Here is a 23,588-nt window from a genome sequence, read left to right as displayed (position 1 = left end):
TGCTCCGACGGGCCGACGTAAAGCGGCGAGCCACCTACGACATCCATGGACGTTGCCTACCGCTTGGGCGCGTAGTTGTAGATCGACGGGACCGACTGCCCGACCTGCGGCACGACCGAGACCGCCGGATCGCTGAACAACAGGTAGTCCGCGCGATAGAACGGCGCGAACCACGCCTGCTTGGTCACGAACTCGTTGAGCTCCTTCGCGGCCGCGCTCTGCTCAGACTCCGTTCCCATCTGCAGAGTCGTCACTAGCCCATCGACCACCGGATCGGTCGTGTGGAAGGGATTGAACGACGCGTTCTTGGTGATCATCTGATTGGCAGCCACCCATGGCGAGCCCTGGAAGAGCGAGTACCAGGCCATCGCGTACTTTCCTTGCGCGATGGAGGACACGAGGTCGGTGACGGTGGTGTTCTGCCAGTTGACCTTCACCCCCACGTCGGCAAGGTTCTGTCCGATGCCCGCGGTCATTGCGGGATCGAGCAGACCCGAAACCGAAGGCATCGTCACCGTGAAGCCGCTCCCGTAGCCAGCTTCGGCAAGAAGGGCCTTTGCCTTCTGAGGATCGTAGGGATAGCTGTCGTCGAGCGACTTCTCGTAGGCATCGGTCGCCGGCCCGAAGACCTGATTGGTCACCGCGCCGAATCCGCCGGCAACCCGATCCAGCAGCGTCTTCCTGTCGATCGCGTAGTTGATCGCCTGACGCACCCGCGGATCCTTCAGCGCCGGCACGATCTCCCCGGCTCGGTCGAAGATCAGCAACCCGGACCAATCGCTCGAGTAGCGGCATTCCACCTTGCCGGCGCTCTTGGCCCGTCCTGCCGTCTTCGCCGACAGGAGCGCCACGTTCACCTGCCCCGACAGCAACGCATTCAACATGGCGGTCTGGTCGGTCAGAGGCTTCAGGACGATCTTTCCCCAACGCTGAAGCGAGGGGTCCCAGTAGCCCGGGCGCTTGACGAACGTGTAGGACGCACCCTCGACCGTCGCGGAACGGTCGAGGGTGTACGGACCGCTGCCCACCGGGTCGGTGGCGATCGCGCCGGCGTTGATCGCCTTCGGGCTGGCGATGAAGCTGTCCTCGGTCGCCAGGTAGTCGAGCAGGGCCGGGTCGGGCGCCTTGAGCGAGATCACCACCGTGCTGGCGTCCTTCACCTCGACCGCCTCGACGCCCGCCAGGCTGGAGGCGTCGGGACCGTTGCCGGTTCGGAAGCGGTCCAGATTGATCTTGACAGCGTTACCGTCGAGCTTCGTTCCGTCACTGAAAGTGACGTCGTGACGCAGCGTCAGCGTCAGGTGCGTCCTCGAGGCGTCGTACGACCACGCGGTGGCCAGCATCGGCACGAGTTCGCCATCGGGCTGACGGCGCAGGAGAGAGTCGTAGACCGGCTGGAAGAACTGGAGCGGCATCCCCACATGCGCCTGCGAAGGATCGAACGACGTCGGGCCGGCCAGCGTGCCGATCACGAGGCTCCCTGGCGTCGGCGTCGTGCCGGACGTGCTGGATCCGCTGGAGCAGCCGGCCAGGGCGAGCACCGCCAAGACCGTGCCGGCGGCGACTGTTCGGGGGCGAAACTTCATCGGGTTGCTCCTGACGAGCGTTGTCATGGCTGCTGTCGGATCGCGCCGCAGTTCCCCTGCGGGCGCACATCGCTGACGCATGGCAATCGATTGCCATACCAGAATGTGACATGCGTGTCACAGGCGAGTCAAGACTATGTGAACGGGCATTTTCTATGCCGACCAGTCGAGTCATGGCTGGGCCGGGAGCCCACCGAGGCACGGCGTTGGACCATGAGCCCCGCACCTGTGGCGCGACACGTGTGCCGAGCTGAGGATCAAAACCCAGGAAGACCCACCCCTACCGGCCCCAGACCAACGGCAGGATCTGCGATTCCACCGCGCCCTGGCCGAGCTATGGGCGTTCAAGAAGTTCTACACCTCCGAGACCGCCCGACTCGGGGCTCTGCCAGCATGGGTCCACGAGTACAACCACTGTGAGTCTTCGGATGGCTGGTCTGGGACTGGCTGGCAGGGTTAGCGGCGGTCGCCTCGCCTTGGATCGTGACTCTTACAATCACTCGCCCCGCTGGGTGCGTTTCGGTGGACTTGTCCGGCCCTGGGCGGGCGGCCGACGCTGACCCGGCTCCACCTCGGTGACTTGATCAGAAGAATGCCCGTCCCCGCCGAAAGCGGATCGTGGCTCATCACAGTGCTGCCCCGAAGTGACTTCCATCCAGGCCGGCGCCGGCCGCGTCGGTGGCCGGATCTGTCCCTCACCTGGAAGGAAGCCTGCCGCCGTGACCATCGTCGCGCATGCCCACCCGTTCGTCATCGGCGTGGACACCCACGCCCGCACTCACACCCTCGCCGTCCTGGTCGCTGGGACCGGCGAACTCGTCGCCACCGAGCAGTTCCCAACCACCGGCGCCGGCTTGGACCGTGCCATCGCCTGGGCATCACGTCGTACCGGAGGTGACCTCGCCGTCCTATGGGTCATCGAAGGCGTCGCCACCTATGGTGCCGTCCTGGCATCGACGGTGACCCGGTCGGGCTACGAGGTCGTCGAAGCTGCCCGAATGGATGCCCGGTCCCATCGCGGCACCGGCAAGTCCGACCGCCTCGACGCCCGACGAATCGCCGCTTCAGTGTTGTCTCTTGAGCCTGAGCATCTGCGCCGCCCACGAAGCGAGGACGGCACGCGGGCCGCGCTACGGATCCTGGTCACCGGCCGCGAGCACATGACGAATGAACGCACCGCGACCGTTAACGCGTTGACCGCGCTGCTGCGCGTCGCCGCACTGGGTATCGATGCACGCAAACCCCTCACCGCCAGACAGATCAGCGAGGTCACCCGCTGGCGAACGCGAGTCGAAGACCTCGCCACGGCCACCGCTCGCGCCGAGGCCATCCGGCTCGCCAAACGAGCCCTTGATCTGGACGAAGAGCTCACGGCCAACCGGGCACGCATCACCGAGTTGATCCGCAACAGCAAGGCCGCGGTGCTGCTGAACAAAACCGGTATCGGACCGATCACCGTCGCCGTCGTCTACGCCGCCTGGTCACACGCTGGCCGGGCGCGGTCAGAAGCAGCGTTCGCTGCCCTGGCAGGCGTCAACCCGATCCCAGCTTCGTCGGGAAACACGGCCCGGCATCGGCTCAACCGCGGCGGGGACCGGCGGCTCAACCAGGCCCTGCACATGGCCGTCGTCACCCGCATGGTCCACGACCCCGGACACCCGTGCCTACGTCGAACGGCGTCGCGCTGAGGGACGTACCAACAAGGAGATCCGACGCTGCCTCAAGCGTTACCTCGCCCGCCAGCTCTACCGGTCCCTCGAGTCACTGCACGCTGCACCCGAGGTTCAACTGCAGACCACTTGACGAAACATAGAAGAGTCCACCGGCCCCACTCAGCAATCGGGAAGGCCGTACCCATCACCAAGTTGCACAACCTGGCAGGCGTCGCGAGCACCGGTCACTCCACGAAAGCGCCGAGCCAGCCCCCGTACGGCGTGCACGAGAGCGAGAGCCTGCTCAACGCCGGGATGTCCTCTCACTGCGGGGACTATCGCCTTTACGGTGTAACGCTTCTGCGTTAGATCGATGCCGGTTGAGTTGTTAGCGGCGGCCGGCGGTGACGCGGCCGTCGAAGGCGATGTCGAAGGCGTTGAGTGCGGCTTTCGTGCGCCGTGAGGCGCTGCTGTTCAAGTGGGGGTGAGAGACCACCATCGCTGGGTCGTCGCAGCGGCCTGGTTGGAGCTGGGGCAGCCTGAGCCGGGAGGTGCCGGTAAGGGTGGGAGCAGCCCCGACAAAGCCGGGGTGCGTCAGTACTGCGAGATGGCGTGGGTCCGGTGAGCGTGACGGAGAGGAGTACGCGAGGAACCGATGGTGTAAAGCCCCTCAACGCTATACCGACTCGAACCTGGTGGATGCGGGTCGGGAGCAGTGCGCACCTGCTGCCGGTGACGGTGGTGGGGAACTTCCGGAAGCTGTGAAACAGGTGACTGGGAGGCCGTGAGGAAGGTCTGCGGCGTACTCACGGCGAGGCTGCTGGGGCAGAGTCGGGCTCCTCCTTCGTTGAGTGAGCAGCAGTGAACACGGGAACCGTCCCGGTCCTCGCCTACCGTCGTCTGTCCAGGATGGACGGTTTGGCTGGGTCCACCGTCGACCGAGCGGTCCGGGAAGGGGCGGAGCCGTCGTAGTACTCGGAGTTGGGGAGAGCCCAGCACGTGGGGAAGGACGGCAGCGGTTTCGAGGAGCGAGGAGGCTGCAATGCCGCAAGACGCGCCGCCGAACGGCGACGCTCTACCGGAGCGGACCTTGGGTCCGTTCGGGCGGGTAACGGAGATGCAGGCCAAGCTTCACCGCTGGGCGGCGGCCGATTCTGGCCGCAGGTTTGACGACTTGTTCAACTTCGTGTATGACCCGGCGACGTTGCTGATCGCGTTCGCTCGGGTCGCGGGCAACCAGGGTGCGAACACGCCGGGCGTGGACGGTTTGGCCGCTGCGTCGGACAGGACTTCGTCCTGACCCTTGACAGTGGAGGAACACGTTGGGGTGTCCGGGTTCTTGGACGGGCTGCGTACCCAGTTGAAGGAGGGCACGTTCCGGCCGTTGCCGGTGCGTGAGCGCAGCATCCCGAAGCCGGGCGGGTCGGGGAAGGTCCGCAAGTTGGGCATTCCCACCGTCATCAACCGGGGTGGTGCAGATGGCGCTCGTGCTGGAGCCGATCTTCGAACCGGGCCAGTGTCGGTCCAGCTACGCCTACCGACCGGGACGTCGTGCGCAGGACGCGGAAGCCGAGATCGCGCACTACATCAACAACGGCTATCTGCCACTCCGAGAAGGAACACGCCGCACCGACGTTCAAACGTCCGGGGCAGCGGTGGGCAGGATCGTTGCGGGGGCGCGGGTTTTCGCCTGTGCGGCGGTGACGGCGCAGACGGCGAGGGCGGCCATGGCCAGCACGAGGTGGCGGTTGAGGGCGGTGTAGAGGCGGACCTGGGCATGATCGAGGCCGGAGTGGTCCTTGCCGAACTCGAAGTCCTCCTCGACCGGCCAGCGTAGACACGCCACCCGCACCAAGGTCATCAGCGGGACCGTCCGGCCCGGCGGGACGTGGCAGTAGTGGTAGGCGACCTCACCGGTCTGCAGATGCTTGCGCAGCAACAGGAAATGCTGCGGGCTGCGGGTCGCGACCCACGCCCAGGCGTACCGCCGGTCGCCCTTGGACCCGGGTACCGCACGGATCTGCCAGCTGTCCTGAGTGGACAGCACCGTGTTCACCACCGCGTCAGCGCGCATCCGGATACCCACAGCCAGGTCGGTGTGGAACGCCCGGCCCACCCGAAGCACGTATCCGATCCCGTTGTCCTCGCAGAAACTGCGCAGTTCGCCGGAGCGACCGTAGACTTCGTCGCCGGCGCACCATCCGGGCATCGTGGCGTCGGTGATCATGTCCCGCAAGATGTCCACGGCCAACTGTGGTTTGGACCGGAACGCGGTCTGCGCCCCGATACCCAGCACGGCCCGGCGATCCGGGTCTGCGAGCTGGTCGGCGGGAACGTAGATCCGGGCACCGACCAGAGCGTGCCCGGACGGGGTGGCATAGGAGCAGTACACCGTGTTCACCCCGTTCGCGATCCGCCCGGCGCAGCCCATGTACAGCCGCTGCACCCCGGCGGTCGCCGCACCGTCCTTCTCCTGCCCGGACTCGTCCAACGCCGCCACGACCAAGGGCTGAGCACGCAACGCCTCGACCACGAACCCGCGGATCGTCGCCATCGCCGCGTCGTGGTCCCACACCGCGTGGTTCAGCAACCGCTGCGTGGGGTCCGGGCATGCATCCCCGGCATGTTCGGCGATGGTCCAGCCGTTCTTCCGCGGCAGGTCACTGACCAGCGCGGTCACATACTTCCCCGCCTGCTCGAATGGTTCCACCCGTCGGAAATACGGCCGCAACCGCCGATGCAGCACGGCCAGGTTCGCCGCTGCGAGGGCGCCCTCTACCATGGCAGCCGCAGCCGCCTCACGGTCTTCTTGCGTCACAACTCGATCATCGCGAGGCGGCTGCCTCCATGATCACCGACCCCCGGCACAAGCTACTCACCAGCCAAAACCACCCAAGTGCGGCTGCCCTACTAGCTTGGTTTGTAGGGTGTAGGACCGGCTTGAGCTGCTCGGGGGGCGAGTTGTCATGCCGATGGTTCTGTGTGCGCGTCCTGCGGTGGACGCGGTTGAGGAGCGGAAGGTCCGGAAGCTGGCCGGGGCCCGGCATGCCCCGGCGGACTGGAGTCAGCGGGCGAAGATCATCACGTTGAGTTGGGCCGGGCTGCACACCCCGGCGATCGCGGCGCAGCTGGGGTGTCACGCCAAGACGGTGCGTGCGTGGCTGCGCCGGTTCAACGCCGGGGGCTGGACGGGCTGGGCGACCGGCCGATCCCGGGCCGGCCGCGCCGGCTCAGCGAGCCGGAGCGGGGTCGCATCATCGCGTTGGCCCGCTCTACCCCGCCCGGCAGGCCGAAACGCACCGCCGGCGGGGACCTGCGCAGCGTTGACGAGCACGCACCGGCGCAATGGACCCTCGACAGCCTGGTCGAGGTCGCTCACGCCGAGGGGATCGAGGTGCAGCGCAGTCAGGTGCGGCGGATCCTGCTGGCGAGTGGGGGCGCTGGCGGCATACCCACTCCTGGGCGACCAGCAACGATGCGGACTTCGCGGGAAAAGGGCGGCGGTCGTCGGGCTCTACACCCACCCGCCGGCGCGGACCACGGTGATCTGCGCCGACGAGTTGGGTCCGGTGATCCCGCGGACGTTTTCCCGCGGCAGTGGCGAGTTTGCTGTGGTCATGCTGGTGACACGTATATCCGAAGCGTTGCCGAAATCTCTGGTGCTGCTCGACGAGCCCGAAGTATCCCTGCATCCTGGGGCCCAGCGCCGACTGATGTCATATCGATCGATGGTCACGATGGCGACGACGCCACCAGTTCAAAGCCAGAACCTGCCACTACCAGCGAAGACTCGGCCTATCGGAAGTGCGGCTGGAGTATTAGGTTACGAGCGGCCGTGCAAGCGCGCTGGGTCGCATCGGCACGAAGACCCCTGAGAGATGTCGAGCTTCGTCACTGCACAGGAACCTAACCATGGCGACGATGTCCGGCTGGCCTAGACGGCCATCGGGATGTGTGGCAGCGACTGCGGCAATGCGGTCCGCGGTGAGCGACGCACGCATGCCTGGTGTGTCGGTTAGCCCCGGCGCCAGAGCCACTGTGCGGATCCCCTTGTCGCCTAGCTCTCGATGCACTACCTCGTTCAGCACGTTGACCGCAGCCTTGGACGCACCGTAGGCGCTCTGACCAGCGTTCGCCTGCAGTCCGATTATGCTGCTGATGTAGACGATCCTGCCGCCGCCACCGCGGATCATCAGGGGTGCGAAGTGCTTGGTCGTCAGCACGCAACCGACGAAGTTCGAGTCCAGCACCCGACGCAGGTCCACCACTGACGTTTCCAGCACCCCCCTGTGCGGAGGGATCCAAGCAGCGTTGTTGATCAGGGCGTCCACCCGGTTCCAGCGTTCGTCCACGGCCCTGGCCGCGGCCATGACTTCGGCCTCATCAGCGACATCGGCGGTGAGAGGGAGTGGCGAGGCTTGGTCGGGGTGCCGGGCCGCGATGTCGTGCGCGATCTGCTCGGAGCGGTCGCGGCTTCTGGTCAGGACGGCGACGCGAGCACCCTCGCGAACCAGTGCGTCGGCGAGTACGGCACCCAGTCCGCGAGCAGCGCCCGTCACCACGATGACCTTGCCACGCACGTCGACCTGCATCTCAACACCCCCTTGGATCGAGGAGACACCGATCCGCAGATCATCGGAACGCCGGGAGTCCGGTCATCAACTGCCCCAGGACGAGGGTGTGCATCTCCACCGTTCCCTCGTAGGTCAGCACTGACTCCAGGTTGCTGGCGTGCCGGATGACCGGGTACTCGAGCGAGATGCCGTTGGCTCCGAGCAGTGTTCGGGCTGTCCTGCAGATGTCCAGGGCCTCGCTGACGTTGTTGAGCTTGCCGAGGCTGACCTGTGCCGGGGTCAGCACGCCGGCGTCCTTGCGGCGGCCGAGGTGCCATGCGAGCAGCACGCCCTTGGTGTATTCGACGTTCATCTCGACGAGTTTGCGTTGGGTCAGTTGGAACGCGGCCAGCGGACGGCCGAACTGCTCACGTTGGCGGGTGTAGTCCAGCGCGGCCTGCAGGCAACTACGGGCGGCGCCCATGGCCCCCCACGTGATGCCGTATCTCGCTTCGTTCAGGCAACTCAGGGGCCCCTTCAGCCCGTGCACGTCCGGAAAGGCGAACTCGTCCGGGATCCGTACGCCGTCCAGTACCAGTTCGCTGGTCACCGACGCTCGTAACGACGCCTTGTGCTTGATCTCTGGGGCTGAGAAGCCGGGGGTGTCGGTCGGCACGGCGAAGCCACGCACACCGTCGTCTGTGACGGCCCATATCACGGCTACGTCGGCCACGGAGCCGTTGGTGATCCACATCTTGCGCCCGTCGAGGATCCAGTCGCCTCCTTGGCGGCGTGCGCGTGTGCGCATTGAGCCGGGATCGGAGCCGTGGTCGGGCTCGGTGAGACCGAAGCAGCCGATGGCTTGACCGCTGGCCATGCGAGGGAGCCACTGCTGCTTGGTCTCCTCGCGGCCCCATCTCCAGATGGCGTACATGGCCAGGGATCCCTGCACCGATACCAGCGACCGCAGTCCCGAATCCGTCGCCTCGAGTTCGAGACACGCCAGACCGTACACGATGGCGCTCATCCCGGCGCAGCCGTAGCCCTCCAGGTGCATGCCCAGCAGTCCCATGTCTCCGAGCGCGATCGTCAGCTCTCGCAGCTGAGGTACCCGCCCGTTCTCGTACCATTCGGCGATGTGGGGTTCGACGAGGTCGTCGCAGAGGCGACGGACCGAGTCGCGGACCGCCCGTTCGTCGTCGGTGAGGAGGTCGTCGAGGTCGAGCAGGTCCATGGGATCGGGTTGGCGCGTGGCTGAATTGGTCAACTGGAGCTCCTGGCGTAGGTGGTACGGATGAGGGCGTTGTGCTCACCGAGCCGCGGCGGTCGCCGGTAGTCCTGCACCGGGGTGCGTGAGTAGGTCACGGGATGCCGAACCTGGTCCATCGCGTCATCGCCCAGTGAGACGCGAGGCTGCAGGCCGAGCCGGGCCGCGAGCTCGAAGGCGGAGCCCACGTCGCCCACTCGTCCTGCCGGCACGTCTGCGCGCTCCAGTACGCCGACCCACGTGTCGACGTCGGCGCGGCGCAACGCCGACTCCAGCTCCTGCACCAGCTCGGCCCGGTGGGCCACCCGTGCCGGGTTGGTGCGGAACCGGTCGTCCTCGGGTAGCGTGCGCAGCCCGAGAGCCTCCGCGAGCCGCTGAAACTGGGCGTCGTTGCCGCACGCGACCGCAAGTTGTCCGTCTGCGCACTCGAGCGTCTCGTAGGGAGCGATCGACGGGTGCTGGTTCCCGAGGCGGCCTGGAGGCGTGCCGGTCGCCAGGTAGGTCGCTGCCTGGTTGGCCAGCGAGCCGAGCAGACTCGACAGCAGGTTGACGCGCACGTGCTGTCCGCGTCCGGAGGTGGTGCGCTCGAGGAGGGCGGTCAGGATGCCCGCGACCGCGTCCTTGGAGGTCAGCACGTCAACGAGTGCGACGCCGACCTTCGACGGCGGCGACTGCGCATGGCCGGTGATGCTCATGAGTCCGCCGACGGCCTGTACGAGGAAGTCGTATCCCGGCAGCGACGAGTCCGGGCCAAACCCTGAGATTGAGCAGTAGACAACGCCCGGGTTCCGCTCGGCCACGGCGTCGTACCCGAGGCCGCGGGCATCCAGGGAGCCCGCGCGAAAGTTCTCGACCACCACGTCTGCGCGGCCCGCCAGGTTGGCCGCGACCTCGAGATCTCGGGGATCGTCGAGGTCGAGCTCGACGCTCAGCTTGGATCGATTGGCCGCTTCGAAGTAGGCGCTGGTCGCCGCGGTCCACGGCGGACCCCACTGCCGGGTGTCGTCGCCGACGTGCGGCCGCTCGATTTTGATCACGGTTGCGCCGAGGTCCGCCAGCGTCATGGTGGCCAGGGGCCCGGCGAGCACCCTGCTGAAGTCGGCCACCACAACACCGTCGAGTACCGGCCTCATGATGCCCTGGCCCGGGTCCAGTTCCCGTCAACACGGCAAGGCAGTGACCACGGGTTGCTCCGCCGCGCCACCGGTGGCAACAGCTCGTCGCGGAATCCCTGGTAGGCGACCGGACGAACGAAGCGTTCCAGCGCCCGGGCCCCGATCGAGGTGGCCGTCGGTTGCGTCGTCGAGGGCCAAGGGCCGCCGTGCTGCTGGGCACGCACGAGCGGCGCCCCCGTCGTCCAGCCGTCGAGGACCACCCGGCCGACCTTGTTGCTCAACGTCTCCAGCCATCGAGCCGCCCACAGGTCCTCTCCGGATCCGGTGAACAGGGTTGCGGCCAGTGCTCCCGGCAGCTCCGTCAATGTCGCGAGGACCTGTTCGGGCGTGTCGTACTCGGCGACCACGACCACGGCTCCGAAGACCTCCTCCAGCACCTTGCTCCCTGCCTTCACCTCCTCCAGCGGCACCTCGAGGACAGCGGCCGGCGCCGACCAGCCAGCACCGTCACCACCCAGCTGCAAGGCGACTATGGCACCTGCGTCCTGCAGGGCCTTGACGCCGGACATGACGCCGTCTGCGATCCGGCGGGTGAGCATCACGGGCTCGGGTGCGAGCCTGGCCAGCTCGTCAGCGACGCAAGCCGCGAGATCGCCGCCTTTCGGGGCAAGGACCAGACCGGGCTTGGTGCAGTACTGCCCGTGCCCGAGCGTGAAGGAGGAAACCAGCCCGTGCGCCACCTCCTCGATCCGCGTCGCGCCCAGCGGCGTGACGACGACCGGGTTGACGGTGCCCATCTCGGCGAAGACCGGGATCACCACGGGCCGTGCATTGGCCAGCCGCCACAGTGCCATCCCACCGGACTGGGAGCCGGTGAACGCGACCGCGGCCAGGTCAGCGTGCTGCACCAGTTCGATGCCGGTCTTGAAGCCGTGGACGATGCCGAGGGTGCCGTCCGGTGCTCCCACGGCCGCGAGGGCGGAGCGCGCGAGGTCGAACAGGTGGTTGCTCAACCCGAGGTGTGCCGGGTGCGCCTTCACCACCACCGGGCACCCGGCAGCCAGCGCTGACGCGGTGTCGTGGCCCAGCACCCCGAAGGCGAAGGGAAAGTTGCTGGCACCGAATACCCCCACCGGCCCCAAGGGCATGTTCACGCGGGTCATGCTCGGGGTCTGCTGGTCGGCGGTGTCGTGCTCCACCCGCAAGAAATAGCCGTCGGCTGCCTCGTCCGCGTAGAACCTGGCCTGAGCGATGGTCCTGGTCAACTCCCCCTGCAGCCGCGCGGTGCCCAGCGCGGTCTCCCAGTCGGCCAACCGGACGAGGTCCTCCCGCGCTACCTCGACCGCGTCGGCGACCGTGTGCAGCCACCGGGCACGTTCGCTCGGTGCGACGCGGGACAGCGTGGGTACCGCGGTGACGGCCCGCGCCATGGTCTCCGCCAACTCGGTCCGGCTGGTAGGACGAGCAGTCGTGGTCGGCAGGCCCGTGCGCGGGTCGTGACTGATCTCGGGAGATGCCGACGTCATTGCGCCTTCACCGCCTCCTCGATCACGCTCAGTGCGTCATCGAGCAGTTGGGGCTCGATGACCAGTGGCGGCAGCAGCCGGAGCACGTTGCCGTAGGTGCCGCAGACGAGGACCAGCACGCCCTGCCGATGGCAGGCGGCCGCGACTGCCCGAGCCGCTTCGGGATCCGGGGTCCGGCTGCCTGGCCGCACGAACTCGATGGCCAGCATCGCGCCGCGACCCCGAGCCTCGCCGACACCGGACTCTGCGCCGGCCAGTGCGCGCAACCGCGGGAGGGCGAGCGCCTCGATGTCGCGGGCGCGCTCAACCAGCCGCTCCTGCTCGATGACTTCCAGCGTGGCCAGAGCGGCCGCGCAGGACACCGGGTTTCCTGCGAACGTGCCGCCGAGCCCACCCGGGGGCACGGCGTCCATCACCTGCGCGGATCCGGTCACCGCCGCGATGGGCATGCCGCCACCGAGTGCCTTGGCCGTGGTGATCAGGTCCGGGACGACGCCTTCCCGGTCACAGGCGAACATGTCACCTGCGCGGCCCAGCCCGGTCTGCACCTCGTCGGCCACGAACACGATGCCGTGCCGGTCCGCCAGTTCACGGACCCGCGGAAGGTATCCGGGTGGCGGCACGATGAACCCTCCCTCGCCCTGGATCGGCTCCAGGACGATGGCGGCCACCCGGTGGCCACCGATCTGGGTCTCGACCAGGTCCCGGAGCGCATCGAAAGCCTCCTCCGCACATCGCTCAGGACCTCCTGGCCATCGGTACGGGTAGGGTGCGGGCGCTCGGTAGACCTCCGGTGCGAACGGGCCGAACCCGTCCTTGTAGGGCACGGCTTTTGCGGTCATGGTCATCGTCATCAGGCTGCGCCCGTGATACGCGTTGCTGAGGACGACCACCGCGGGTCGGCCGGTGGCGACGCGAGCGATCTTGACCGCGTTCTCGACGGCCTCCGCTCCGGTGGAGAACAGGGCGGTGCGCTTGGCGTGGTCTCCAGGCGTGATCCGGTTCAACGCGGCGGCGACCTCGACGAACCCGTCGTACTGCGTGACCAGGAAACATGTGTGCGTGAACCGCTCGGCCTGCTCGCGGATCCGGCGTACGACGTGTGGGTGGGACGCGCCGACAGCGGTGACAGCGATCCCCGAGGCGAGGTCGACGAGATGGTTCCCGTCCACGTCCACCACCACGGCACCGCCGGCGCGTTCGACGAAGACGGGCATCGTCTGTCCCAGACCCGCGGCGACGTTCGCGTCACGAACCGCTTGCCGTTCGCGGGACCGGGGGCCCGGTATCTCGGTCCGCAGGATTCGCCGCTGCGCCGGGAGCGAACCTGCCGTGTCGGCTGTCGTCATCCTGCCGTCGCCTCCTTCTGCAGATAGCGTGGTTCGGCGAAGACCCGACGCAGCGCCGGTTCGAACGCCTCCAGGGGTAGCGCGTCGTACCGGGGATCGAAGCTTTCCTGGTCGTAGAGCTCGCAGAACTCCGCGCAGTCGTCGAACCAGGGCGCGTCGCGGAACCGGTCGCGTGCGTTGCGTGCTTCCGGCGGGAGGTTGGCGTAGTAGCACTGCTGGAAGACCCCGTGGTGGCGGGCGATCCAGGTGAGCTGCGGCCGCACGAACGGCCGCAGCAGAGCCCCAGCCATCTCGCTGTGCGTGTACGGTGCGAGGTGGTCCCCGACGTCGTGAACCAGTGTCATCACGACGTACTCCTCGTCGCGGCCGTCTCGCAGCGCGCGGGTGGCCGCCTGCAGCGAGTGTTCCAGCCGGGTGACGCGATGGCCGCTGAACGATGCCCCCAGCTCCTGAAGCGCGCCGATGATCCGGTCCGGCAGACCTTCGTTGAAGATGCGCTCCTGGCGGTCGAGGTAGTCGTACTCCTCCCGGCTGCCGTCCTTCATCCGGGTGAACCGCACGGTCATGCGGATGCCCTCGCAACCTTCGGCCGGCTGTCCCGGTGCGGGGTGAGCCCCTCGTCGAAGATCCTCATCCAGTTGCCCCCGACCAGCTTGTCGACCTCGGCATCGTCGAAGCCCCGGTCCCGCAGCCCCTGTTCGATCGTCGGGAACATCGCGGGGGTCTTGAAGAAGTCGGGCCAGGGGAGCCAGCCCTGCGCATCTGCGCTCGCCGGACCGAGCTGGGTCTCGTGCGACCACCGTCCCTTGCGGATCCACTGGAGCTTGTCGTCGTCCCACCCGTGGCTGGCGTCGCTGCCGATCCCGACGTGGTCGATACCCATCAGGTCGACCGCGTAAGCGACCATGCTGGTCCATTCCTCCAGGCCGACCGGGCCACCGCCGGTCAGATGGGCGTACGGCGCGACGCCGAGCACCCCGCCGCGGATGGCGAGCTTGCGCAGCACCTCGTCGGACTTGTTCCGCGGATGCGGCCAGACCGCGGCGGGGTTCGCGTGGGTGATCGTGACCGGCCGGGCCGACTGGTCGATGGCGTCCAGCGACGTGCGCTCACCCACGTGCGACAGGTCGACCAGCATACCGAGCCGGTTCATCTCCTCGACGACGTATCCGCCGAAGCGCGTCAGGCCGGCGTCCTGCGTCTCGTAGCAGCTGGCACCGACGTGGTTCTGGATGTTGTAGGTGAGCTGGGCGACGCGGATGCCGAGGTCGAAGAAGACCTCCACCAGGTCGAGGTCGTCCTCGAAGGAGGAGGCGTTCTGGAACCCGAGCACGACCGCGGTGCGCCCGCCGGCGACCACGTCGCGGATCTCCTGTCCGTTGCGGGCCAGCGCGATCAGGTCGTCGTTCTCGCGGAACATCCGGTTCCAGCCGCCCAGCAGGTCGAGCGTGGTCCGGGCGTCTTCCCAGATGACGACCGTCGCGTGGATGCAGTCGATGCCTCCCGCACGGATCTCCAGGAAGCGTTCTCTGGTGAAGTTGCTGCTCTGCAGGGCATCGACGACGATCCGGTTGTTGGCGTCCATGACAGGTCGGGTCTCCTCGCGGGGTCGGTTCGGTCTTGCGTGCGGGTCAGAAGCTCTGCAGGGGCTTGGGATTGTCGGCCTCGGCCGGGAGCCCGTACTTCTCCATGATCTTGCGGAACTCGCCGCTCTCGCGGAGTGCGGCCAGGCCGTCGTTGATGGCCTTGAGGAGGCTCGCGTTCTGCAGGTTCACGGGGAAGTTGGTCTGCCCGGGCTGGAGGGTCGCCTGCACCGCGTTGTTGGGTTTGGGAACCACCACCTGGACGTCGTTCTGCAGGCCGGCCATCTCGATCTGCCGCAGCGCCGTGGGCTGGGAGTTCAGGATCGCCTCGATGCGACCCGCCTTGAGGTCGGCGTAGGAGGCCTCGAGCGTGTCGTAGAGCTTCTGGTTGTTGCCGATGAGCTTGTTGACGTCGTCGACCCAGAGGGAGCCGATCGCGGATCCCACGGTGTGGCCCTTGAGGTCATCGATCTGCTCGATGCCGCTGCCCTTGCGGGAGGCGATGGCCAGGTAGACGGTGAGCACGGGGTCGCTGAGGCTGACGACCTTCGCGCGGGCGGCGGTCCGGTACCAGCTGCCGAGCGTGGTGTCGGCCCGCCCGGACTCCACCGACGGGATCATGCTCGCGACGGCACCCCGCTCGATCTTGATCGTGAGGCACTCCCGTTCGGCGATCCGGGCGAGGATCTCGCCCTCGGCGCCGGTGAGCTTGTTGCCCTCGCTGTCGGCGAACGGCGGGTTCGGGAAGTGCGCGACGGTCAGCGTGCCCTTGGTGACCGTCTGCAGGTCCGGGTGCGCGGGTGTGCAGTTCTTGTCCGGAGCGCTCGCGGTCTCGTCCGCGGTGGGATCGGCGCAGGCGGTGACGGCCAGCGTGGACAGCATGGCGAGGGCGGCGAGGGCGGTGCGTGCTCTCTTCATGGTCTTCTCCAGTGATGGCGTGGAGTGGGATCGGGATCCGCGGCTCAGAGGTGCCGGTTGAGCTGCCGCTCGAATCGCCGCACCAGCAGCGATGCCACGATGGCGATGGCCGCGTACAGCACGGCCGCGGCGATGAAGGTACGGAGGTATTCGAACGTCACGCTTCCCCGCAGGTACGCGGCCTGCATGACTTCCGAGAGGGTGATGGAGTAGGCGAGCGAGGTGAGCTGGAAGGCCTTGATGGCCAGGTTCATCAGCGGCGGGATGGCGATCCGGGCGGCCTGCGGCAGCAGGATGTCGCGGAACGCCGAGCGCGGCGCCAGCCCCAGCGCCTTCGCGGCCTCGCGCTGTCCGGGCGGGACCGCGTTGAGGCTGGAGCGCATGATCTCGCATGCGTAGGCGCCGATGGACCAGGTGAATCCCACGACCGCCGCCAGCATGGGGTCGAGGAAGACTCCGGCCTGCGGCAGTCCTCGGTAGATGAGGTACAGGATGACGAGGAGGGGCAGGCCGCGCCCGACCTCGACGACGACCAGGGCCACGATCCGCACCGCGCGCCGCTGCGCGTCGACAAGCAGTGCGAGCACGAGACCCAGCACGTAGGCGAGGGCGAGGCTCAGGCCGGCCAGCTGCAGCGCCGTGCCGAGTCCCGGGGCCAGGGTCTTCAGGTCAACGAGAAATCCGTCCATCGTCTCCCCCTAGCCGACCGAGAACTTCGCCCGCAGGCGGCTGTCGACCCGCCGCGACCCGTAGGCGAGCGGGAGGCTCAGCAGCAGGTAGACCACGCCGACGACGACGAAGGTGCTGAGGCCGTCGCCGGTGCGCTGGGTCACCAGTCCCCCGCGGAAGGTCAGTTCCATCACGCCGATCGTCGACGCGAGCGCCGACTCCTTGAGCAGGCTGATGGCGTAGGTGGCCATGGTCGGGCTCACGACGCGGATGAGTTGCGGCGCCAGGACGTACCGGCCGCGGTCCCACGTGGTCAGGCCCAGCGCCTTGGACGCCAGCCACTGGCCCTGCCCGAGCGCGCTGAAGCCGCCCCGGTAGATCTCGCCGAGGTAGGCCGAGCTGGTGACGCCCAGCGTGAGGATGGCGGTCGTCCACGGCCCGAGCCGGATCCCGACCTCGGGCAGCCCGAAGAAGACGAGGAAGAGCCAGACGAGGTTCGGGACCGACCGGAACACCTCGATGAGGCTGACGGCCGGCCAGCGCAGGAGCCTGGAGGTGCTGCGACTGGCCACGGCCAGCGGCACGCCGAGCACGGCGCCGATCAGGAAGGCCGACACCGTGATCGTGACGGTGCCGATCACGCCGGTCAGGATGTATCCGGTGTACTGCAGCATCAGCGGTCCAACACCGCGCTCAGGAAGGTCCGGGTGCGGGGATGGCTCGGATCCGACATGACCTGATGCGGGTCGCCCGCCTCGACCACGGCCCCGTCGACCATCACCACGATCCGGTCGGACACGTCACGGGCGAACGCCATCTCGTGCGTCACCACGATCATCGTCATGCCCTCGGCGGCGAGTTCCTTCATGACCGCGAGCACTTCGGCTCCCACCTCGGGATCCAGTGCCGAGGTGGGCTCGTCGAACAGCATCACCGCCGGGCCCAGTGCCAGGGCACGGGCGATCGCCACCCGCTGCTGCTGCCCCCCGGAGCAGCGCCCCGGGTAGGCGCCGGCCTTTTCCGCCAGCCCGACACGTTCCAGCAATGCCATCGATCGCGCCTCGGCCTCGGCCGGGGAACGACCGAGCACCCGCTCCTGGGCGAGCGAGACATTGCGGAGCACCGTGAGGTGCGGGAAGAGGTTGAAGTTCTGGAACACCATCCCCAACTGCCGGCGCAGGGCCTGGATGTCCCGCTCCTTGGGCCTGGCGCCCGGGCCCACGCTGAGCGATGTGTCGCCGACCCGCAGGGTGCCCTGCGTCGGAATCTCGAGGAGGTTGACGCAACGCAGGAACGTGCTCTTGCCGGCACCGCTGGGACCGATGATCGAGACGACCTCTCCCCGGGCCAGGCCGAGCGAGACGTCCCGCACGGCGACGTGGTCGCCGAAGCGCATGGTCACGCCCGACGCTTCGAGAAATGCCGGCTGCGCGCGGCGGTCAGGCTCCACAACTGTCTCCCTCGTGTTGAGTCCGGGCATCAGCTGGCCCCCGCCGTATCGAACTCCGCGTAACGGTCCGGGTCGGTGCGGTCGGCGAGCAGTCGCCGGGCAGCGTTGCGGCCCGGAAGCCCCGAGACGTAGTTGCCCGGCCAGGTCCCCACGCTGCCCAGGTAGAGACCCGCGACGGGGGTGGCGTAGTGACTCAGTCCGAAGGTGGGCCGGGCATCGAACATCTGACCCGCGGTGATGTCGCCGTGGGAGACATGGGCGCCCATGAGCCCGAAGTCACGCTGGAGATCCTCCGGCGAGACGGCGCGGTACCCCACGAGCATGTCCTTCAGGCCCCGGAAGTACACCGCGTCGAGATGCTCGATGATGTGGCGGGCGAACCTGTCCCTTTCGACGTCCCACGTGCTTCCCGACAACCGCAGTGGCGCATGGAAGACCGTCAGGCTCAGCACATGTCCGCCCTCGGGCGCCAGCGTGGGGTCGATGGAGGACGGGATGAGTCCCCAGATGATCGGTTCCCGCGACCACTCACCGGCGAGTGCGGCGTGATACCCCCGGTCCATCCCTGAAATCGTCGTTCCCATGCGGAACCCGCACCGCAGAAGCCTGTCGTTCTCGGCGTCGTCCACGGCACAGGTGAAGCGAGGCGTCCCGTCCACGGCCAGCATGAGCTTGAACGCGGTGCCGTCCATCTTGATCGTGCTCGCCTGGGCGGCCAGGTCCTGACCCAGCTCGTCCGGCGTCAGAAGCTGGGTCAGGGTCAGCTTCGGGTTCGCCGCCGACAAAACCGCGTCGGCGGTGTACTCCTCCCCGTCGTGGGTGACCACGCCGGTGACACGGCCGTGCCTGGTGACGATGGAGGCCACACCGGTCCCGGTCCGAATCACCGCCCCAGCGGCGCGAGCCGACGCCGTCATGGCCCGAGCGATCTCGGCCATGCCGCCGATCGGCGCGACCTTGCTCGTGCCCAGGGTGTGGAAGCGTTCCCCGCTGCGGGTGGCCGAGGAGCCTCGATAGAGCGGCCGGTGGAAGAGCATGTAGGCAGACCCCGGCGTGCTCGGACCCAGATAGTTGCCCGAGATGGCCACCATGCCCAGCAGGGACATCACCTCCTCGGAGGCGATCCGCTCGGCGAGGAAGTCGGTGGCGCTGCCGAACATGAGCCGGTTGAACAGTGCCCGGTCTGCGTCGTTGTCGAGCCGGCCGTACAGGTCGGCAAGGCTGGGCGGACCCTCGTAAAAGGAGACGTCGAGCTTCTCAGCCAGGGTGGACATCGCCCGGAGCGTGGCGAAGTAGCCGTCGACGTCGCCTGCGTTGAGCGATTTGATCTCGTCGGCCAGGGCGCTTCGGGAGTTGGCCGCGACGAACCGGCGCCCGTCGGCGAAGGCCATGACCGAACTCGGATCGGGATGGGCGAACCGAAGCCCGAAGTCCTGCAGCCGCATCTCGGAGACGATGGAGGGCTCGAGGTTGTGACACGAGTTCGACACCGCGTTGGTCCGGTACCCGGGAACGATCTCGGCCGTCGCCAGAAGTCCACCCGCCTCTTCGCGCTGCTCGAGCACCAGCACGTTGAGCCCGGCCCGCGCCAGATAGAAGGAGGCGACCAGCCCGTTGTGGCCGGCGCCGATAACGATGGCGTCGAACTTCCTGCCTAGCCGGTCCTCGTCGGGCACTGCGACCTCCTCTGGAGTAGCGAACGGGATCACCGTAATGCTTCAAGAGGGCTTTTGCTAGACTTTTGATTCCCGATCGATGCCAGGGCCCCCTGGATCAACGACCCGGGATGTAGCATCCCTGTACTGCTTGGATTCGCCGCAGGCTTCACCGGGATGGGTCTTATGTCTGACTTGAAGGTTGAGGGTCCACACTTGAACACCAGCTCGGCGGGACTCAAGCGCGTTCGCAAGGCCTACGAACAGATCGCAGACCAGTTGCGCGACAGCATCCTGCGGGCAGAGCTGCGGGCCGGCGAACGCCTACCGCGGGAGACGGACCTCGCCGAGACCTTCGGCGTCAGTCGAGCAACGGTTCGGGAGGCGCTTCGCGTCCTCTCGAGTGAGAACCTGATCCGAACCTCCAAGGGCGCGACCGGCGGCTCCTTCGTGATGCGCCCGACGATCGACTACGTGTCAGAGTTCATGACAACGCAGATCAATCTGCTGACCGCAGCCGAGGAGGTGAGCATCGCCGAGACCGTGGAGCTGCGCGAGCTGATCGAGGTGGAGGCCACCCGGTTGGGTGCGCTTCGCCGCACCGACGAGCAACTCGCACGGCTGACCGAAACCGTGCCCGACCCGGCCGCCGGGCTGTCCCATGCCGAGATCAGCGACCTCAACCGTACGTTCCACATGACCGTCCTGGAGCTTGCCCACAACCGCCTGATGGTGATCTCCGCCCAGCCCGTGTACGCCGTCCTCGAAGCCCGATCAGAGCGCAGCCTGCTGAATGCGCGCGAACACGACGACATCCTGCGGGAGCACTCGACGATCCTCGCCTGCATCCGGGCCCAGGACGGGCCCGGCGCGGCCGAAGCCATGCGCGAGCACCTCGTCCACCTTCGTCCACTCTCCGAACGGACCTGGCGCAAGACTCTCCCCCGAGCATGAGAACTCCAACGAGCGACACACGAGGTCGCCTCACGTCTTTGGACGCGGACAAGTTCGAAATGCGCCGGCAAGCTCCCCGCCAGCCTTCGACCGCAACTGACCTGGACGCCACCACCGTCGGCGGGTACCGGCATGACCAACCCCGTCGAGGCTGCTGAGGTGCACCGGCCCGTCGTGCTCGACGGCGGGGACCGTCGGTGCGTGCAGCTCCTGCTCGAACTGCGCAAGCTCACCCCTCGCCGTCGCGGCGGACACCGTCATCCACCTCATCGCCACCGACCCCGCCGCACCCCTCGACCTGCCGGCCTGGTGCCACCTCACCGGCCCACCTACCTCGGCCCCGTCCCGGACGCCGAACGACCGACCTACGCACTGCGGATCCGCGCGACCAGCGTGCCGACCGACCCGGTCCACCCGTGGCGTCCGGCAGCCTGACCGCCCCTGCGCCTGCCGAATACCTCGTCCGTGCAGCTCAAGCGGCATGTTGATACTCGTGAAGGACGCCGCCGAGTCGGTCTCGTCGGCGTATGTCGAGGTCAGCGATTCGTCCTCGATCCGTGAACGGTGCGCGGATCTCGTCGATGAGGGCGGGGAACTTCCCGTCCCGGTCCCTGATCAGGTAGCGCGCCCGGCAGCCCGCGTCCTCGAGATCCATCACGAGGTTCTTGATGGCCTGCGCCACCCAGCCCGCAGTCGGATGTGCGGTGGTGCCGAGGATGCGGATACGGCGGTTGGCGTGCTCGATGACGGCGAGGATGTACTGGCGCTGCCCGGTCAGGGTGATGGTCTCGATGAAGTCGCAGGCGAGCAGCGTTTCGGCTTGGGAGCGCAGGAAGTCGGCCCAGGTCGTGCTGCTGCGCTGGGGCGCGGGGTCGATGCCCTCTGCCTTGAGGATCTCCCAGACGGTGGAGGGGGCGACCTTGATACCGAGGGTGGCGAGTTCGCCGTGTATCCGCCGGTATCCCCAGTTCGGGTTCTCCCTGACCAGGCGCAGGACGAGGGCGCGTATGGAGCGGACGGTGGGCGGGCGTCCGGGCCGCTTGGGTCGGCAGGTGAGCGCGTGACGCTGATGCATCAGGTCGCGGTGCCAGCGCAGGAGGGTGTCCGGTCGTATTAGCAGCCGCAGTCGGCGCAGTACCTGGCGGGGCAGGGGCGCGAGAAGGGCGGCGAGGAAGGCCCGGTCCTCGGGCGCGAACTTCACCCGGTCACCGCCGAGCTGCCGCTCCAGGACGGTGATCTGATGCCGCAGCGCCAGAATCTCCACGTCCTTGTCCCGGTCCCCCAGCGGCAGCAGCCGCAGCGCGGCAAACGCGTTCGTGACAGTCAGATAGGCCAGGCGCAGCAGCACGAGAGATTATCCTGCCGCGTTGCACTACCGTTATGACGGCCGGGGCCACGCGCTGGCCATGAGGAGCCAGACATGGCCCCCCACCTGCACGGATGGCATTCTCGGCAGGCGCACTGTCCTGACCGGCTGTGCAGACGAGCGGATCAGCGTGCCGGGATCAACCGCCAGAGCGGGTCATCGTTGCCGGTGTCCGGATGCTGGAACAGCCTCGTGCCGTCCGTGTCCACCATGTACTGCAAGGCCAGCAGTAAACCACTGTTCGAATTCTGGACCTGGTACTTCCCGCCACCAACGTCCTTCAGCCGCCACCGCGTCGCCGCCGCACTGACATCGGGCACCTGCGCAACAAGCGCGTACGGATCAACAGACCCGCCGAGCGGCGAAACCACCAGCCCGTTGAACACACTCCTGATACGAACCATGCCATCGGCATCCCTGACCAGCAGCCACCGCTGATCAACACCACCACTGTCGGCCTGCTGCACCAGAATGTCGTTCGCCGCCCTCGAACGACTCGGCACGGTCATCACCTTGCCCGTACGGACATGAACAAACTTGTACCGCGTCGGCCCCGACGGGGACGGACTGGACGTCGCAGAAAGCGTCGGCTTGGCCGACGCCTTACTGGACATCAGGCTCGGGCCCACCGTCGGACTGAACGAGGGCGAGGCACCCACGGTCGGGGCCATCAGCCCCACGGCCGCTGACCCTGTGGTCCCGCCCGGCGCGGCCGTCCCACCACCCGGTCCGTGCCGGTTGGAGCCAACTGTCAGCCACCCCACCAGCGCCACGACGACCAGTACCGTCGCCCCGACAAGCGTGATGGCCTTCCCCCGGGTACGGCCGGGAGCCTCCTGCGCCACGCCGCCGCTCTCCGACCGCTCGATTCCCGTCGACGCCACGTCGCCCGGCGACTGTTGCTCCACGCCCTCCCCGGGTTCGGCGTCCGTACCCATGGCCGGCTCGAACGTGTCGGCGCCGCCAGACTCGCTCGTGGCTTGGGGTTCGATCGTGTGCTCAGGTTCGAGGGTGTGCTCGGTTTGCATGGCTGCCTGAGGTTCGGCCACCTCGGGTTCGGTCGCGGCGGCGGCGCGCAGCAGTTCGGCCGTCTCGACAAACCCGGCCCGCATTCGCAGATCCTTGCACAGCAACGCTCGCAGCACCGGGGCCATCGCGCCGGCCCGCTGCGGCGGCTCGGCCTCCTCAGAGGCCAGCGCGCTCAGGGTCTCCATCGCCGAACCGCGGCCGAACGGCGAACGACCCTCAACCGCCGCGTACAGCGTCGCCCCCAACGACCATAGATCACTCGCCGGGCCCGCGACGACCCCGCGGGCGCGCTCCGGCGCGATGAACTCGGGGGAGCCGAGCACCAGACCGGTCCGTGTGAGGTGGCCTTCGCCCTCGACCCGCGCGATGCCGAAATCGGTCAGTACGATTCGTCCGCTCTCAGCGAGAAGGACGTTTGCCGGCTTGATGTCGCGGTGTTCCACGCCGGCGCGGTGGGCGGCTTCCAGCGCGTCGAGGACGGCGAGGCCGATCTCCGCCACCCGCGTGGGCCCGAGCGGGCCGTCGGCGCGGATGACCTGGTCCAGGGAGCGGGACGGCACATACTCCATGACCAGCCACGGATGCCCCTCGGCCGCAAACACATCGTAGACCCGTACGACGTTGGGATGGCTCAGCCGCGCCGCAGCCCGCGCCTCGCGCAGGGTCCGCTCCATCGCAACGTCGCGCGGACTGTCGAGCAGCTCGGGCTGCAGGATGATCTGCTTGACGGCGACGTCGCGGTGCAGCGCCTCGTCTCTGGCCCGCCACACCCGGCCCATCCCGCCGACGCCGCACGGCTGCAGAAGACGGTAGCGGTTGGCGACGAGGGAGGGCGCGTCGGACATGCACCATTGTGTACCCGATCGATTTTTACGGCACGCACGGCGGGCGGCACAGTGTGATGTTGCCCGGTGTT

Annotated in this window: 19 protein-coding genes and 4 pseudogenes; 7 read left to right on the top strand and 16 right to left on the bottom strand. The window is 67.8% G+C overall.

The genetic code is table 11. The features are described from left to right. Positions 1-56: 56 nt before the first annotated feature. Positions 57-1,586: an ABC transporter substrate-binding protein gene (locus ACQPY0_RS19660; protein ID WP_432990824.1), complete on the bottom strand. Its 1,530-nt coding sequence runs from the start codon at positions 1,584-1,586 to the stop codon at positions 57-59. Between the two features lie 223 nt (positions 1,587-1,809). Between ACQPY0_RS19660 and ACQPY0_RS19655 the strand changes: the two are divergent. From ACQPY0_RS19655 to ACQPY0_RS19645, 3 genes and pseudogenes are all read left to right on the top strand, one after another. Next, positions 1,810-2,001, top strand: a pseudogene (locus tag ACQPY0_RS19655) (integrase core domain-containing protein); the annotation flags it as partial. Between the two features lie 304 nt (positions 2,002-2,305). After that, a pseudogene (locus ACQPY0_RS19650) lies at positions 2,306-3,389 on the top strand (IS110 family transposase). A gap of 891 nt (positions 3,390-4,280) precedes the next feature. Continuing rightward, complete coding sequence (locus ACQPY0_RS19645) at positions 4,281-4,538, top strand: hypothetical protein (protein WP_432990822.1); 258 nt, start codon at positions 4,281-4,283, stop codon at positions 4,536-4,538. A 336-nt stretch (positions 4,539-4,874) separates the two neighbouring features. Here ACQPY0_RS19645 and ACQPY0_RS19640 read toward each other — a convergent pair whose 3' ends face one another. Next, complete coding sequence (locus tag ACQPY0_RS19640) at positions 4,875-5,948, bottom strand: IS701 family transposase (RefSeq protein ID WP_432990820.1); 1,074 nt, start codon at positions 5,946-5,948, stop codon at positions 4,875-4,877. A gap of 256 nt (positions 5,949-6,204) precedes the next feature. On the opposite strand from ACQPY0_RS19640, the pseudogene ACQPY0_RS19635 reads away from it, so the two are divergent. From ACQPY0_RS19635 to ACQPY0_RS19625, 3 genes and pseudogenes are all read left to right on the top strand, one after another. Then, a pseudogene (locus ACQPY0_RS19635) lies at positions 6,205-6,402 on the top strand (helix-turn-helix domain-containing protein); the annotation flags it as partial. Continuing rightward, a pseudogene (locus tag ACQPY0_RS19630) lies at positions 6,372-6,602 on the top strand (hypothetical protein); the annotation flags it as partial. The pseudogenes ACQPY0_RS19635 and ACQPY0_RS19630, both read left to right, overlap by 31 nt. 253 nt (positions 6,603-6,855) lie before the next feature. Continuing rightward, positions 6,856-7,113: an AAA family ATPase gene (locus ACQPY0_RS19625; protein WP_432995301.1), complete on the top strand. Its 258-nt coding sequence runs from the start codon at positions 6,856-6,858 to the stop codon at positions 7,111-7,113. Here ACQPY0_RS19625 and ACQPY0_RS19620 read toward each other — a convergent pair. The 12 genes from ACQPY0_RS19620 to ACQPY0_RS19565 are packed head-to-tail and all read right to left on the bottom strand — an operon-like array spanning position 7,057 to position 19,344. Next, entirely contained in the window at positions 7,057-7,830 is a 774-nt protein-coding gene (locus ACQPY0_RS19620) for an SDR family NAD(P)-dependent oxidoreductase (RefSeq protein WP_432990818.1), read from the bottom strand. The two genes, ACQPY0_RS19625 and ACQPY0_RS19620, sit on opposite strands and share 57 nt — an antisense overlap. A gap of 40 nt (positions 7,831-7,870) precedes the next feature. After that, positions 7,871-9,025 carry an acyl-CoA dehydrogenase family protein gene (locus tag ACQPY0_RS19615; RefSeq protein ID WP_432990816.1) on the bottom strand — a complete coding sequence of 385 codons (1,155 nt, stop codon included), beginning with the start codon at positions 9,023-9,025 and terminating at the stop codon, positions 7,871-7,873. Positions 9,026-9,054: 29 nt separating this feature from the next. After that, on the bottom strand, positions 9,055-10,164 hold the full coding sequence (locus tag ACQPY0_RS19610) for a CaiB/BaiF CoA transferase family protein (protein ID WP_432990814.1): 1,110 nt from the start codon (positions 10,162-10,164) through the stop codon (positions 9,055-9,057). Positions 10,165-10,187: 23 nt separating this feature from the next. Beyond that, the gene (locus ACQPY0_RS19605; RefSeq protein WP_432990812.1) at positions 10,188-11,699 is read right to left on the bottom strand and encodes an aldehyde dehydrogenase family protein; all 1,512 of its coding nucleotides are present in this window, start codon (positions 11,697-11,699) and stop codon (positions 10,188-10,190) included. Further along, positions 11,696-13,048 carry a 4-aminobutyrate--2-oxoglutarate transaminase gene (gene gabT, locus ACQPY0_RS19600; protein WP_432990810.1) on the bottom strand — a complete coding sequence of 451 codons (1,353 nt, stop codon included), beginning with the start codon at positions 13,046-13,048 and terminating at the stop codon, positions 11,696-11,698. The genes ACQPY0_RS19605 and gabT overlap by 4 nt, the downstream gene beginning before the upstream one ends. Next, complete coding sequence (locus ACQPY0_RS19595; RefSeq protein WP_432990808.1) at positions 13,045-13,614, bottom strand: HD domain-containing protein; 570 nt, start codon at positions 13,612-13,614, stop codon at positions 13,045-13,047. The genes gabT and ACQPY0_RS19595 overlap by 4 nt, the downstream gene beginning before the upstream one ends. After that, on the bottom strand, positions 13,611-14,633 hold the full coding sequence (locus ACQPY0_RS19590; RefSeq protein ID WP_432990806.1) for a dipeptidase: 1,023 nt from the start codon (positions 14,631-14,633) through the stop codon (positions 13,611-13,613). Before ACQPY0_RS19590 ends, ACQPY0_RS19595 begins: the two co-directional genes overlap by 4 nt. 46 nt (positions 14,634-14,679) lie before the next feature. Next, the gene (locus ACQPY0_RS19585; protein ID WP_432990804.1) at positions 14,680-15,549 is read right to left on the bottom strand and encodes a substrate-binding periplasmic protein; all 870 of its coding nucleotides are present in this window, start codon (positions 15,547-15,549) and stop codon (positions 14,680-14,682) included. A 44-nt stretch (positions 15,550-15,593) separates the two neighbouring features. After that, positions 15,594-16,238, bottom strand: coding sequence for an amino acid ABC transporter permease (locus ACQPY0_RS19580; RefSeq protein WP_432990802.1), 645 nt, complete (start codon positions 16,236-16,238; stop codon positions 15,594-15,596). A 9-nt stretch (positions 16,239-16,247) separates the two neighbouring features. Beyond that, the gene (locus ACQPY0_RS19575) at positions 16,248-16,892 is read right to left on the bottom strand and encodes an amino acid ABC transporter permease (protein ID WP_432990800.1); all 645 of its coding nucleotides are present in this window, start codon (positions 16,890-16,892) and stop codon (positions 16,248-16,250) included. Further along, positions 16,892-17,668 (bottom strand): amino acid ABC transporter ATP-binding protein, encoded by a 777-nt coding sequence (locus ACQPY0_RS19570; protein ID WP_432990798.1) that lies wholly within the window; start codon positions 17,666-17,668, stop codon positions 16,892-16,894. Before ACQPY0_RS19570 ends, ACQPY0_RS19575 begins: the two co-directional genes overlap by 1 nt. Positions 17,669-17,697: 29 nt before the next feature. Next, the gene (locus ACQPY0_RS19565) at positions 17,698-19,344 is read right to left on the bottom strand and encodes a phytoene desaturase family protein (protein ID WP_432990796.1); all 1,647 of its coding nucleotides are present in this window, start codon (positions 19,342-19,344) and stop codon (positions 17,698-17,700) included. Positions 19,345-19,539: 195 nt separating this feature from the next. On the opposite strand from ACQPY0_RS19565, the gene ACQPY0_RS19560 reads away from it, so the two are divergent. After that, positions 19,540-20,277 (top strand): FadR/GntR family transcriptional regulator, encoded by a 738-nt coding sequence (locus ACQPY0_RS19560; RefSeq protein ID WP_432990794.1) that lies wholly within the window; start codon positions 19,540-19,542, stop codon positions 20,275-20,277. Between the two features lie 472 nt (positions 20,278-20,749). On the opposite strand, the gene ACQPY0_RS19555 is transcribed toward ACQPY0_RS19560, so the two are convergent. Next, a complete protein-coding gene (locus tag ACQPY0_RS19555; protein WP_432990792.1) occupies positions 20,750-21,625 on the bottom strand; it encodes a helix-turn-helix domain-containing protein in 876 nt (291 codons plus the stop codon). A gap of 143 nt (positions 21,626-21,768) precedes the next feature. After that, positions 21,769-23,517 carry a serine/threonine protein kinase gene (locus ACQPY0_RS19550; protein WP_432990790.1) on the bottom strand — a complete coding sequence of 583 codons (1,749 nt, stop codon included), beginning with the start codon at positions 23,515-23,517 and terminating at the stop codon, positions 21,769-21,771. Positions 23,518-23,588: the final 71 nt, after the last annotated feature.

Source organism: Dactylosporangium sp. CA-233914, from assembly GCF_050942935.1.
Classification (GTDB): Bacteria; Actinomycetota; Actinomycetes; order Mycobacteriales; family Micromonosporaceae; genus Dactylosporangium.
The sequence above is the reverse complement of the archived record's forward strand: the minus strand, read 5'-3'. Positions and strand labels throughout refer to the sequence as shown.